7 protein-coding genes are annotated in these 13,357 nt (G+C 61.6%); 2 read left to right on the forward strand and 5 right to left on the reverse strand.

What is annotated here, in order from left to right; genetic code table 11:
- Positions 1-12 precede the first annotated feature (12 nt).
- A complete protein-coding gene (locus tag F3H95_RS09905; protein WP_149745821.1) occupies positions 13-1,128 on the forward strand; it encodes an anhydro-N-acetylmuramic acid kinase in 1,116 nt (371 codons plus the stop codon).
- Here the strand turns inward: F3H95_RS09905 and F3H95_RS09910 are convergent.
- From F3H95_RS09910 to F3H95_RS09920, 3 genes are all read right to left on the reverse strand, one after another.
- On the reverse strand, positions 1,120-1,551 hold the full coding sequence (locus tag F3H95_RS09910; RefSeq protein WP_149745822.1) for a GNAT family N-acetyltransferase: 432 nt from the start codon (positions 1,549-1,551) through the stop codon (positions 1,120-1,122). The two genes, F3H95_RS09905 and F3H95_RS09910, sit on opposite strands and share 9 nt — an antisense overlap.
- Before the next feature lie 184 nt (positions 1,552-1,735).
- A complete protein-coding gene (locus tag F3H95_RS09915) occupies positions 1,736-7,519 on the reverse strand; it encodes a hypothetical protein (RefSeq protein ID WP_149745823.1) in 5,784 nt (1,927 codons plus the stop codon).
- 84 nt (positions 7,520-7,603) lie between these two features.
- On the reverse strand, positions 7,604-9,685 hold the full coding sequence (locus F3H95_RS09920; RefSeq protein ID WP_188134346.1) for a glycosyltransferase family 2 protein: 2,082 nt from the start codon (positions 9,683-9,685) through the stop codon (positions 7,604-7,606).
- 526 nt (positions 9,686-10,211) lie between these two features.
- Between F3H95_RS09920 and F3H95_RS09925 the strand changes: the two genes are divergently transcribed.
- Positions 10,212-11,096 carry an SEL1-like repeat protein gene (locus tag F3H95_RS09925; RefSeq protein WP_188134347.1) on the forward strand — a complete coding sequence of 295 codons (885 nt, stop codon included), beginning with the start codon at positions 10,212-10,214 and terminating at the stop codon, positions 11,094-11,096.
- A 69-nt stretch (positions 11,097-11,165) separates the two neighbouring features.
- Here the strand turns inward: F3H95_RS09925 and F3H95_RS09930 are convergent, their stop codons facing one another.
- A complete protein-coding gene (locus tag F3H95_RS09930) occupies positions 11,166-11,900 on the reverse strand; it encodes a response regulator transcription factor (protein ID WP_143124311.1) in 735 nt (244 codons plus the stop codon).
- Positions 11,897-13,117 carry a sensor histidine kinase gene (locus tag F3H95_RS09935; RefSeq protein ID WP_244617957.1) on the reverse strand — a complete coding sequence of 407 codons (1,221 nt, stop codon included), beginning with the start codon at positions 13,115-13,117 and terminating at the stop codon, positions 11,897-11,899. Before F3H95_RS09935 ends, F3H95_RS09930 begins: the two co-directional genes overlap by 4 nt.
- Positions 13,118-13,357: the final 240 nt, after the last annotated feature.

Here is a 13,357-nt window from a genome sequence, read left to right on the forward strand (position 1 = left end):
GGGAGTAGGACAATGGAACCGATCTGGGCCGTGGGTTTGATGACGGGGACCGTTCTCGACGGCAATATTGATGTCGCGCTGCTGAAGACGGATGGTGAAACGATCGAACAGTTTGGTCGCTACACGCTGGCCCCCTACCCGCAGTCGATCCGTGACCTGCTTGAACAGACGCTCGCTGAAGCCCGGGTCTGGAATTTCGAAGGGCCGGAGCCCGCCATCTTTGCGCAGGCCGAGGCAGCGTTGACACGCGCGCAGGCCGAAGCCGTGCGGACACTGGTGGTCGATGCGGAACTGTCCCCCGGCGAAATCGGCATTGTCGGTTTCCATGGGCAGACCGTGCTGCACCGGGCGCCGCAGCCGGGGCGGATTGGCGCAACGCGCCAGCTCGGCGACGGCCAGTTGATGGCCGATATCCTGGGCGTCAGGGTTGCCTATGATTTTCGCAGCACCGATGTGCGCGCCGGTGGTCAGGGTGCGCCGCTTGCCGCAGTCTACCACGCGGCGCTGCTGAAGGGTGCTGGTCAGAACGAAACCTCCGCAGTGCTCAATCTGGGCGGCGTTGCCAACATCACCTGGAGCGATGGCGGCGATGGTCTGGTGGCCTTCGATACCGGGCCGGCCAATGCCCCGATCAATGACTGGGTCAAGTCGCATGGGCTGGGCGACATGGACCTCGATGGCAGGCTGGCCGCCGCCGGCACCGTGAATGAGGAACGGCTGTCGCAGCTTCTCGAACATCCCTATCTTTCGGCCCGTTTTCCGAAATCGCTGGATCGCTTCGATTTTGGAGCAGCCATGGCCGACGGCCTTTCGCTGGAGGATGGCGCTGCAACGCTGACGGCGTTCACCGCATCGGCTGTCGGCAGGGCGCTTGATCTTCTGCCGACGCGGCCTCGTCGCGTCTTCGTCAGCGGCGGCGGACGCCATAACCCGACCCTGATGCAGATGCTGCACACGCGGGGGCGCGTCGAGGTCCGTCCGGCCGAAGATCTCGGCTGGCGCGGCGATGCGGTGGAAGCGGAATGTTTTGCTTTCCTGGCGGTGCGCGTGCTGCGCGGGCTGCCGATCAGTTTCCCGACAACGACCGGCGCCCCTCGGCCGATGATCGGTGGCCGCCTGTCAGCCTGATGGCGTCAGCCTTTTCTGCAGGAACTTTCGGCTTCGCCCGACCGGAAAGTCGGGCAATTCGCCGAAGACGGCGTAGCCTTGTCGCGTATAGGCCTTTTCGGCGATCGGGTTGAACGTGTCGATCCAGGCGGAATGACAGCCGCGGGCTCGCGCCTCGTCTTCGGCCGCTGTCAGCATCTGACCGGCCATGCGCTGTCCCCTGAGGCTCTCATGCACCCATAGCCACTGCACATAGAGCCAGCCCCAGCCGGTATAGCCGCTGATGCCTGCGAGTAATGCGCCTGTTTCATCGCGTACGGTGACCGCAAGCACGCGGCGCCCCGAGGGGCCGACATCGGCATCGTTGTATGCGGTGAGGTTCTGCCCGATCAGCGCCACCTCCTCTGCCGCCGGGGTATCGGTGGTAGTGAGCCTGATCTGCATGCCTGTCATCCTGAACCTGTGTTTATGCCGGAACGGATCGGATAACGATCCGGCGAAGGCGCGGGCGTTGCTGCCCGGCAATGTGCCGCGTCTCAGGACAGCATTTCCCTTTGCCCATGGCAAGTATCGATGAGGAGCCAATGCCCGCGACGCTGGCGGGGCGTCGCGGGCATCTGGACCACGATCAGAACTTCAGGCTGAACTTGCCGCCGAAGGTCTGGGACGTCGTGGTCGAGCCGAATGCGCCATCATAATAGAGACGCAGCGTGGAGTTCTCGGTCGCGAAGATATCGACGCCGGCCGAGGCCCGCCACAGCGTGCGGTCCGTGGTGGAACGCGCCGTGAAGGGGCTGATCCCGCCGGTATTGGCCGAGAAGACACCCTGAATCGACTGCTCGTCGCTCGAGTAGAGGCTGACGCCACCGCTGACATAGGGGCGGATCAGGACATTATCTTCCATCTCGAACTGCGCACCGGCCTCCAGCGAGGGCGTGACGCTGAACACCGTCTGGTCGTTGGACTGCAGGCTGAGAGCCGACACGCCACCCGATTCCGTCACGGCATTCTGATGCGTATAGATCATGTCCAGCTCGACCTGCGGACGCAGGTAAGAGACGTGGTTCTGGAAGGTATAGGCTGCACGCAAACGTGCATTCAGCGTCGCGACTTCGGGGCTTCCGGTCAGCGTGTCCGAAAGGGAGCCGAAGTTCACGTTGCGGGTCGTGTCATACCAGCCATATGTGCTCGAGATGGAGGCTGCGAAGAGAGCCGCACCGGGCGTATACTTCACGACCGCACCGGCATAGCCGCTGGTGCCGTCGCTGCTGCCATAGGCGCTGGTTGCGGTTTCAGTGGAGAGACCGAAGCCGAAGCCGATACGCCAGTCATCCGCAACGGCGAACTGGGCGCCGCTGGACAACGTCCAGCTCTTGTTGTCGAAGCCTACGCTATCGGCGGTTTCGTCCCGGGAGACGAGACGGCGTTCGACCTTCATCCAGCCGCATTCACCTTCCGCTCCGAAGAACACGGCGCCATCAGCGACGCGGCAGCTCATCAGGTTGTTGGTAAAGCCAACATTGGCAACCTTGGCGGCATCGCTCTGCGCCAGGAAGACTTCCGGCGAAAGCTGCTGCATGGCCTCGTTGAACGCATCGAGACTGCTGAGGCTCGCAAGACTTGAGAGGATCGGTTCAAGTCCGCTGGTGGTGGCAAACGAGCGGTTCAGATAGTCGCCGATCGCCGACGAATTGACCACGCTGCCCGAGGGCGAGAAGTTGAAGCCATCGATCGTCACCGTCGCATTGGTGCCGTCGCTCGAGATGGAGCCGTTGATGACCGGGTTGCTGAGTGCCATGGTCTCCGTGCCGATGCCCGTGCCGGACGTCAGGAAGGTATAGGTCCCCGTACGGCCGAACGAGATGAAGTTCAGGCCAAGCGTGCCGTTGAGCGTGGCATTGCCGGCGACCTCGAGTTTGTCCACGGCGTTGTTGCTGGCGTCGATATCGATCAGCAGCGTGCCGTTCGCGGTGTTGTTGAGCGAGCCGATGAGGTTCGTGGTCTCGATCGTGCCCGCGCCGCCCGGCGAGAGGGTTCCCTCGTTGGTCAGCAGGTTGCCGGCGCCGAGATCGATGCGGGAGCCGGTTTCGAACAGAGCGTCGAAACGGTTGAGGAAGCTGTTGCTGCCGAGATCCGTCAGGTCGACATTGCCGCGAACGGTTCCGTAGTTGTCGATCGCCGTATTCGTGTTCGTGGCGGCAATCGCAAGACCATCGATTCCCTGGCTGTTCTGCAGGGTGCCGCGGTTGACGAGGCTGCTGCTCGAGCCGTTGACGAAGGCAACGGCTGCGCCATCGGTCCCGCCGCTCACCGTACCGCCGTTGACGTTTGCCGAAAGCTGGCCCCAGCCCTGCAGATAGAGGCCGTTGCCCTTGGCCGTCAGGTCACCGGAACTGGTGACATTGACGTTAGCGTTACTGGATGCCGCGAAGATCGCGTCGGCGTCGCGGGCGGTGATGTCACCGGTATTATTGACCGTGACGGCCGCGTTGTCGCTCATGTTCGTGGCGTTGATGCCGTAGCGATTGCCCTTGATTACGCCGACATTCGTGACGGTGACTGCGGCGCGCGCGGAAGATGCGATGATGCCATCCGCCGCGGTAGTGTCGCCCTCCTGGCGAACTGTTACGGCCTCGGTGTCGCTCAGGTTGGCGGCATTGATGCCGGTGACCCCGGCAACGATGTTTCCGGTATGGGTCACATTCACAGCAGCCTGCGCCGAAGACGCCAGAATGCCGGTGCCATTATAGGCGGTGATCACACCTTGCTGGTCGACGGTGACCGCGTTGTTGTTGCTCGTGTTCGAGGCGTTGATGCCGTCACGGTCGGCTGTGATGTCGGCATTGCCGGTGACCGTTACGGCACCGGTCGCCGATGACGCAAGTATGCCCGTCTGGTGATAGGCCGTGACTGCGCCGGTCTGCGACACGAAGACGGAACCGTTGCCGGCATTGCTTGCATTTATGCCGTAGAGTTCGGCGGTGATATTACCATTGCCCGTGACGGTGACGGAACCGGTCGCCGATGACGCAAGTATGCCCGTCTGGTGATTGGCCGTGACTGCGCCGGTCTGCGACACGGAGACGGAACCGTTGCCGGCATTGCTTGCAGTTATGCCGTAGAGTTCAGCTTCGATATTACCATTGCCTGTGACGGTGACGGAACCGGTCGCCGATGACGCAAGTATGCCCGTCTGGTGATTGGCCGTGACTGCGCCGGTCTGCGACACGGAGACCGCACCGTTGCCGGTATTGCTTGCATTTATGCCGTAGAGTTCGGCGGTGATTGCTCCGGACGACGTGACGTTCACGGCGCCGTCGACCGAGGAAATCAGGATGCCGCTTCCGCTATAGGAGGTGATCGTTCCATTGCTGTGGGCGATGCTGACCGACTGGTAGCCGACATTGCTGACATCGATGGCATTGCCCTTCGTCAGAACATTGCCGTTTTGCGTCACATCGACCTTGCCGCTGGCGCTGTAAGCAATGATGCCGGCGCCATCATAGGCCTCCACGCCGCCCGTTGCGTTGACGGTGACGTCGCCACCGCTGGCGCTACGGGCCAGAATGGCATCCGTCTTTGCCGTTACGGCACCATTTGCGATGACACTGACCTGCCCGTTGGCCGAGTAGGCATCGATACCGGCACCTGCCTCGGAATAGACCGTGCCCGTCTGAGAAACGGAGGTATCCCACCCGTTGGAATGGGCATAGACGCCATAGGTCTCGCCGGACAGGTTCCCGGTGGATGTGATGCTGATGTTATCGTTAGGCGCATTGGCCCGGATGGCAACGCCGTTATCTGATGTCACATTTCCGGTCTGCGTGATCTGGATCGCGCCGTTGGTGGCTTCGACGTTGATGCCATCGGCACTCGCCTGGATGGCGCCGGTGTTGGAGACGGTGACATTGCCGTTGGTGGCGGTGGCGACAATCCCTGTGCCGCTGACGGAGTGGATGCCGCCCGACGTTGTAATGCCGATTGTGCCATAACCTGCGCTGTTGGCGCGGACCGCATCTTCATTGGCGGTGATCAGGCCGTTGGCCGTGAGCGTGACCGAACCGCTCTCGGCATTGGCAATGATGCCGGCCCCGTCGGTTGCCACGATCGTACCCGTCTGGTTGACACCAACGTTACCGTTCTTCGAATGCGCATAAATGCCATCGGTCTTGGCCTGCAGAGCACCGTTGGACGCGATGCTGACCGCCCCGTTCAGAGCGTCGGCGCTGATGGCCCGTGCTGCGCTGGAGGTCACGTTGGCGGTCTGGCTGATCTGCACATCGCCGTTGATCGCCTCGACATCAATGCCGCTCTGCTTGGAGGCAATGACACTGCTGCTGGTGATGTTGACGCCATAACTCCCTGACGTGACGAGAATGCCGGAATTGTTGGTGGATGTCAGGTTGTTGCTGGTGTTGATGGTGACCTGACCGTTACCCGAATTGTTGACACGGATCGCATCCTCGCCGGCCGTGATGATGCCGGTGTTGGTGACCGAAACGCCAGCGTTCGCTGCAGACGCGTCAATGCCGGCGGTCGCTGCCTGAATGGTTCCGCTGTTGGAGATCGTGATGTTGCCATTCGCACTGGCTGCGAAAATGCCGGCGCCGGTGCTGGACGTCAGGCCACCGGATGCCGTGATCTCGACTGTACCGTAGCCTCCGCTGTTGGCGCGGATAGCGTGTCCGCTCGCCGTAATCAGGCCGTCGGTCGTGAGCGTGACCGAGCCGTTCTGCGCAGCGGCATCGATGCCGGAGCCTGCCGTTGATGTCACGGCACCAGTCTGTGTGATTTCTATATCGCCATTGGCCGCACGTGCCTGGATGCCGTTGGCCTGGGCCTGGATAATCCCGGAATTGCTCACCGTGACATTGCCATTCGAGGAGGTGGCGAGAATGGCAATATCGCCCGTCGACTCGATATCCCCAGTCCGGTCGATGTTTGTGGAACCGTAACCCAAGCTCGAAGCGGAGATACCCGTGCCGCTGGCGCTGATCGTGCCGCTGCCGGTCACCGACGCATCGCTGGTCAGCGAGGTGATGTTGATTCCGATCCCATCGGAGGAGATGTCACCGGTCTGTTGGACGGAAGCCGTTCCATTATTGGCGTAGGCGACGACGCCATCGCCTTCTGCCGAAATCGCACCTGTACCTGTCACGGCGACATTATCGGTGGTGGAATGTGCGAAGATACCGCGCCCATCCGTCATGATCGTGCCGATCTGGTTGACCGTGACGTCACCACCAGAGGCGGTTGCGGTGATGCCATCGTCCAGGGACCTGATGGTGCCGTTATTGGTGATGCTGATGCCACCGTTCAGGCCGACAGCCTCGATGCCGTAGCCGTTGTACGCCTTGATCTCGCCGTTATGCCTTATGTCGACAACGGTTGTGCCGACCGTCTCCGCCGACTGGGCATGAATACCGGTTCCATCCGCCTCGATGTCACCGGTCACCGAAATGGATACCGGCCCGCGGGCCTCGGCCCAGAAGCCGTCGCCATCGTGCGAGGTGAGGTTACCGGTATGCGAGGCAATGATCGGCCCGTCCTGGCCGTGAGCTTCCAGAGAGATTGCCGTCTGATCCGATTCGATGCTGCCGGATGTCTGGCTGACGATCGAACCGTTGCCAAAGCCGTAGATACCGTAGCCGGAATCTGCCGTGATGTTGCCGGTGCTTCCGATATCGAGCAGGCCCGATCCGTTCGACGTCAGGCGAATGCCATCACCGGCAGCCGTGATGGCTGCACCATTAACGACCTTGATCATGCCTGAAAGGCTGGGATCGATGCCCGTATCTGCCACTATACCCGAGCCCGTATCGGAGACCAGGCTGCCGGTCGTGTTGATCACGACATTGCCCGTCGACTGGCCATGCAGGTTCAGGGCGTCGAGGCTGGCGTGGATTGCACCATTCGTGGTGACCGAGATATCGCCAGCGGTATCGCCATAAATGCCATAGGCGTTTGCCGAATTGAGGCCGCCCGTCGCGTTGACCGTGATGTCATGTCCGCCGAGGCTGCGGGCCTCGATGGCATCCGCGCCTGCCCCGGATGCGTTCAACGTCTGGTCCGTGTTGAGGATGACGGTGATCGCCCCGTTGCTGGAGACGAAATTGACGGCATCAGTGCCGGCTGGCGCGGTTACGTTGCTGGTCAGCGATGAGATCGTCAGCATCGTGACCGGATCGGTTGCCGCAATGCCGCCGGATACCGCGCCGCTGCAGAGCATCGTGGAACCGGAAATGTTGCAGGCAGCCTCGGCCGGGGCGCTGTAGGAGACCCACAGCAGGCCGATGGCCGTGCCTGCCATCAGATGGCCAAGCGAGCGTCTGGTGGTGCTCAGTGCCTTGCGAGCCTGAGATCTTTCGGTTCTCGTTGCGGCCTTCTTGCCGTTCTTGTGCGGGTTCATCATGTACCCCTCTCCCTCAAATTCACTTGGTCAGTCAGTTCTCAAATTCGGTGTTGTCACCCGAGGCGGATCTGCCGTTTGCAGATGTCAATCGGATCCCGGGCTCAAAGATGCTGTGTTCGGTGATGGTGTCGCTGTTGCCTGCGGAGGGCCTTGAGTTGCAAGCCAGGCAGCCTGCCGGTCGTCGATCATCAGGTGTCGCGGGTCGCCGCTGGAATGCGAGGGAACCGAAAGAGCCGGTCCCAGCAGCACCGCAAAGAAGGCGATTGCCGCTGCAATCCGGCGTAGCGGTGCGGATTCGCGCACCGCTGCAGACGAAGGACCTGATCGAGCGACCGTGCGCAGGCTCACCGCGCGAGCGCCGGCTGCCGCGGGAAACATCGCCGCCGGCATTGCATGTCTGATCGCCAGAGCCAGATCCGCAAAACCGTTGCGAAAGCCGATGAAGCTGTGCAGGCCGTAGGCGTAGAGGATCACATTGATCGCCGGCACGATGGTGCCCACGTATTTTTCGGAGACGACGCCCTGGATCACATAGAACGCCATCAGCAGAAGCATCATGCCGTTGAACAGGAAGCTGTAGGGCGGAATGAACGTCCGGTCCGCGACCTTGGGGGTTCGCGTAAAGCTTCCCTTGCGGCCTGTCATCATCTGGCGCAGTGAGGCCAGAATTCCGGCAAAGCTCACAGGCAGCAGCATCAGATTCAGCGCGCAGACGCGGAACAGGTCGGAAAGCCTGTAGCCGAGCCTGTGAAGGTCGCTGGCGTAAAGACAGAAATACGGAGCGATTGCCAGCGGCGTCCACATCAGCAACGTGCGGCTGTCGGAAGGTGACCAGACCATCAGCACGAAGACGGCGATATTGCCGAGCAGGGGAGACAGCAGGTAGTTCGTGCGCACGACGAGTTCCGGCAGCCGCCTCAGACGCCCACGCGTCTTCAGATAATGCTTGAGCAGGGTGGGGAAAATGATCAGTCCCCCATTGCTCCAGCGTTTGCGCTGGATGGCAAGCGCGCCAAAATCGGCCGGGGTGGCGCTGTAGGCGAGCGGCGTCAGATGGTTATGCACCTGCCAGCCGGCCCCGAGCAGATCGATGGTTGAGCCGGTATCCTCGATGACGGTCCTGTCCTGGATAAAGACCCGGACGGTCTGCGCCCCCTCCGTCTGGTCACAGGCAATATCCTGCAATGCCTTGTAGCGGATGAGGGCGTTTGCGCCGACCCAGTAGGAGGCGTTGAAAAAGGTGCTCCCCTGATGCGCGAGATACTGGATATCCGTTGTCGCACCCGCCACGCGCTCCACGACGGACGTGCTGTCAGGAAAGGTGAGATAGGGGGTCTGGGCAACGGCCGCTTGCGGGTTTTCCTGCAGGGCATGCGTAAGGCGAAGCATGTAATCGTGCAGAATCACGCTGTCGGCATCGAGCGTCAGCACAAGATCCGGACGTGCAACCGCAAGGTCGGCCCAGCCGTCGCCGCATTCCAGTAGTCTGACGACCTTGCCGCGCCGGGTGATCCGGAATCGCTTCCCCATCAGGCCGATATAGGCATTGAGGTTCATGGCCTTGTTCGGCGCGTGCGAAAGATTGGCGTAGGCCTTGCGTTCGAAGACGGTGATATCGGAGCAAAAGAGATCGCGCAGGATGGCGTAGTGAGCATCCAGTTCCCGCTCGTCAGCGCCCTGCTGGACCAGTTGCCGCGCCTTGTCGCGATAAAGTTCGGCGAGATCGCCCAGAACCTGATCGGCGAAGAAGCAATCGACATGGCGGAAGGCTGGCGTCGTCGCGTTTCGGAAGTCGTCCGCCTGCTCGTCGAGCCAGCTTGCCGCAAGCTGATAGAGGGCGCAAACCTGCTCGCGATGGACGTCAAGGTTCAGGTCTGCCAGCGAACGCGAAGCCTGCCACGTCTGGGCCGCAGCGCGCATGGGACGCATGATCGTTCGGACCGATTCGATCACCGTCTGGGCGGCCGCGCGCGAACTGCGCAATGATGGCAGATCGGTCGCGGGATCGTCCACCAGCAGCACGATGCGTCGATTTCCGTAGCGGGCGACCGCTGCCGAAAGCATCGTCATGGCAATGACGCGCGGTTCTTCGCGATAAGAGGGTATCAGCACCGCGATCGATGGCGCGGAAGGAGCAAGGAGATGCTCCAGCGCCGATTCCGCCACGTGCGCGCGCCTTTGTCCACGCCGCGCCAGCCCGTAGCGACTGAGTTCGTAAGAAAAACAGCAGAAAAGCAAGGACAATAGAATGAAGGCATAAATCACGCGATGAAAGACGGGCACATCGGCGATGTTTACAACGAGGACAACGAGTGCCAACGTCATGCTCAGCGATAGCATCGTGACGATCGCCGCCAATGCCGTATCGATCCAGCCGGCTCCCTCGATATGGATTGCACTTCGTTTCCGCATTCGGCGCTGGCCCTGAAATTGCGTCGCGTCTTCGTCACTATGTGTAAACGGTCTATTACACAGATGTGTCAATTTGCAACGTATTTCGGGTGGAAAAAGGATCGCAAAGAGCGTATTTCAGTGAAATTCCGGGGGTATATGAAAAAGCGAATGGCCGAAGTGGAGGGTATTAGTCTTGTCTAACGCGTGTATTGATGGTGAAGCTCTGATGTATTCAAACTCTCGGTTTAATTTGCTTGGTTTTGTCATGTCTCGTGCCCGAAAAATGCTTGGATTCTTCGTGCGTGCACGAGGCCGCGCCGGCGGGTTTCTGGATGTGCGGCTGGTGACGGTCCTGCTCGCATCCGTACTGACGTCCGGCTGCGTGACCGCGCAATCGACCTATCCCGACATGGTCAACAAGGGAGATGCGGCGCTCGCCCGCAAGGATTATCCCGCCGCGCTCGACGCCTACATGAAGGCTGCAAAGCGGGATGATTCGTGGGGCGAACTCAACGTCGCGAAGATTTACGAGAATGGTCAGGGCGTTGCCAAGAGCGATGCGACCGCGGCGGAATGGTATCAGAAATCGGCCGATCACGGTAATCCATGGGCCATGAACAGTCTCGGTTCTCTCTACGAGGAGGGGCGCGGTGTGCCCAAGGACCTCAAGAAGGCCGCCGATCTTTTTGCAAGGTCTGCCGGTCAGGAGAACCCCTGGGGCATCTACAATCACGGTCGCGCGTTGGAAGGCGGGTTTGCCGGCGAGAAGAACCAGACCAAGGCGATCGAACTGTTCCAGAAGGCGGCGGCGATGGGCAATGTCTGGGCTCAGTACACGCTGGGTGAGAAGTATGCGTCCGGCGACGGTTTGCCGAAGAGCGACAAGCAGGCTGTTGAATGGTACCGCAAGGCGGCCGATCAAGGCAATGTCTGGAGCCAGTACAAGCTCGGCCTGTTGCTCGAAGGCACAAGCGAGGTGCCCGCAGACCTGCCGGGGGCGCTTGCCGCCTACAAGAAGGCTGCTGGTCAGGGCAATGCGCTGGCCCAGGCAAATCTTGGGCGCATGTACGAATCGGGCCAGGGCGTAACGGCCGATCGCAAGGAGGCGCTGCGCTATTACAAGCAGTCGCTGTCCAACGGCGGGCCGGCCTGGGTGGCGGCCCGCGTGAAGGCGCTGCAGTAATCATCGGCAGATGCGGTTCTTCCGACAAAATCGCAGGGCGCGGCTTTCGCCGCGCCCTTTTGGATTCGACTACTTTTGCGTATGCCCGTCCCGTTCCAGCCAGCGGGCAAGATCCATTTCCGCGCGTTCCAGCGCGGTATGGTTCACCAGCTTGCGCAGCAGCGAGACGGTGACAGCGCGGGAGCGGAGGTTGAAGCGGGCTTCCGCGTCACCATCGTTCGGCTGGTAGACGCCAAGCTTCTCGTAGAGCTGCTGCAGGCGGTTCTGGACGCTGCGAAGCGAAAGATTGCGCCGGCGCGCAATGGTGCGATCCGTCAGGCCAAGCGCGATATCGATCAACACCTCGTATTCCGAATCGGTAAAGCCGCTGACGGCACCGGCGCTCTTCTGCTGGAGGCCGCGGACCTCCCGGTCGATCACGCACTGGTCCTCGATGAAGATGGACCTGAGCGCCAGCCGAAGACGCTCGTCGGACGCCGATTTCAGCACATAGCCATAGGCCGCGCCGGCCGGCACGATGCGTGAAATGCCGCGCACATTGGCTTCATCCGCATAATTGGACCAGAACAGGATGCGGGTCTCCGGCCGTTCACGCCAGATGGTGCGGGCAGCCTCGATGCCGTTGCGCGGGCTCATCTGGAGATCCAACACCACCCGTTCGGATGTGTGCTCACGCGCCAGGCGCTCACCCGCCAGCCCGTCGGCCGCCTCCAGGACCGTGTCGCATTCGGGAAGGGCTGCGCGCACGGCCTCGCCAAGATAGGCCCGGTGCAAAGGGTCGTCCTCGACAATCAGAACCTTCATGGCAATGTCTCCCATGCCAGCGGCAGCGTGACCCGAATCACGGTCGCCTTTTCCTCGCGTCGCGCGGTAAACTGCGCTCCGATCAGTCTGGCGCGTGTCTTCATGTTCTCTATGCCGCTCCCACGCCTCTCCTCGATCCTCGGCAGACCGACGCCGTCATCACGGACTTCGATCACGACCCGGTCGGCTACGCTGGCGAGGCGCACATCGATGCGGCCGGCCTGGGAGTGGCGCACGGCATTGTTGATCGCCTCCTGCGCAATGCGAAACAGCGCGGTCTGCACCGGTTGCGGCAGAGCCTCCATGGCGCCATCGCTGTCGTCGCGCAGCGCCCAGTCGATCGAGAGCCCGCTGTCACGCACGGAGCGATCCAGGTGGTTGTCGATGGCCTCCGCCAGACCGAACAGTTCCAGAACCGACGGGCGTGCCTGTTCGATGATCTGCCTGAGATCACGCATGGATTGCTGCAGGCTCTGGAACAGCGGTGCCAGCATCTCACCCGGTACGTTCTTCATCTGCGACAACCGCTCCAGTCGTCGCGCAAAACGGGTGAGGTCGGCCAGCGTCTGGTCATGCAGGTCCATGCCGATCCGTTGTCGCTCGGTCTCCAGCGCTTCCGTCAGCCTGAGGGCGCCGACACGCAGGCCCTCGGCCCGTACGCGCGTTTCCGCCTCCGCGATCGCAGCGCGTCTTGCCTCGTCGGAAGCGCGCAACGCAAAGAAATAGGGTGCGATCAGGTCGGCGATCCAGCGCGCCCGCTCCACATCGGCACTGTCATAGACGTCCGCCTTGCGATCCGAAATCGACAGCGCCCCGATGGTTTCACCATGGGCCTTGAGGGTCACGTGGATGCGGCTTTTCAGCTTGTGGTCGAGGATCGGTTGCCCGAAGGCACCTTCGAAATGAAAGGCGGGATCGACCATGGCATCGCCGGTCACCATGGTATCGACTTCACCCATCAGAAGCCGCTTCAGCGGGCTCTGGTCGATGGGAGCCTCGGCGCGGCGGCTCCATTCCGTTTCGAAGCCGCTTTCATAGGCCATGTGGAAGCGGCTGCCCGGCATGATGATGCAGACATCCATATGGTCATGCGGCACGATTCCGGCGATCTGTTCGGCAACTGCGCGGATCGCCGAGTTGAAATCCAGATTGCCCGCGAGATGCCAGGCAATGCGTACATACTGTTCGAACAGCGGCGATGCTGTCTTGTCGAGCACGGGTGTTCCTCCTTCACCGGTCTCAGGTTGCGGCTCTTCCCTCCGCGCGGCAACAATAGCCTTGTATTGCCCGCCTTGTCGTGCGGCTTTTCGCAATCGACATGCGGGAACCCGCAGATTTGGAGGGTCATTTCCCCTGTACAGGCAGGGGGCTTTGCGCCATCCTGCCTGGGACGGATCGGAGTGGTCCGTACCACTTGATGCCGGGAAAAACCGTTGAGGAGCGGTCCCGGTCGACAC

Source organism: Rhizobium sp. RU35A, from assembly GCF_900156005.1.
GTDB classification, from domain to species: Bacteria; Pseudomonadota; Alphaproteobacteria; order Rhizobiales; family Rhizobiaceae; genus Neorhizobium; species Neorhizobium straminoryzae.

Bases quoted from the DNA above. Each gene is read 5' to 3' on its own strand.
- F3H95_RS09905 (WP_149745821.1), top strand. From the start codon at position 13: ATGGAACCGATCTGGGCCGTGGGTTTGATGACGGGGACCGTTCTCGAC.
- F3H95_RS09910 (WP_149745822.1), bottom strand. From the start codon at position 1,551: ATGCAGATCAGGCTCACTACCACCGATACCCCGGCGGCAGAGGAGGTG.
- F3H95_RS09915 (WP_149745823.1), bottom strand. From the start codon at position 7,519: ATGATGAACCCGCACAAGAACGGCAAGAAGGCCGCAACGAGAACCGAA.
- F3H95_RS09930 (WP_143124311.1), bottom strand. From the start codon at position 11,900: ATGAAGGTTCTGATTGTCGAGGACGACCCTTTGCACCGGGCCTATCTT.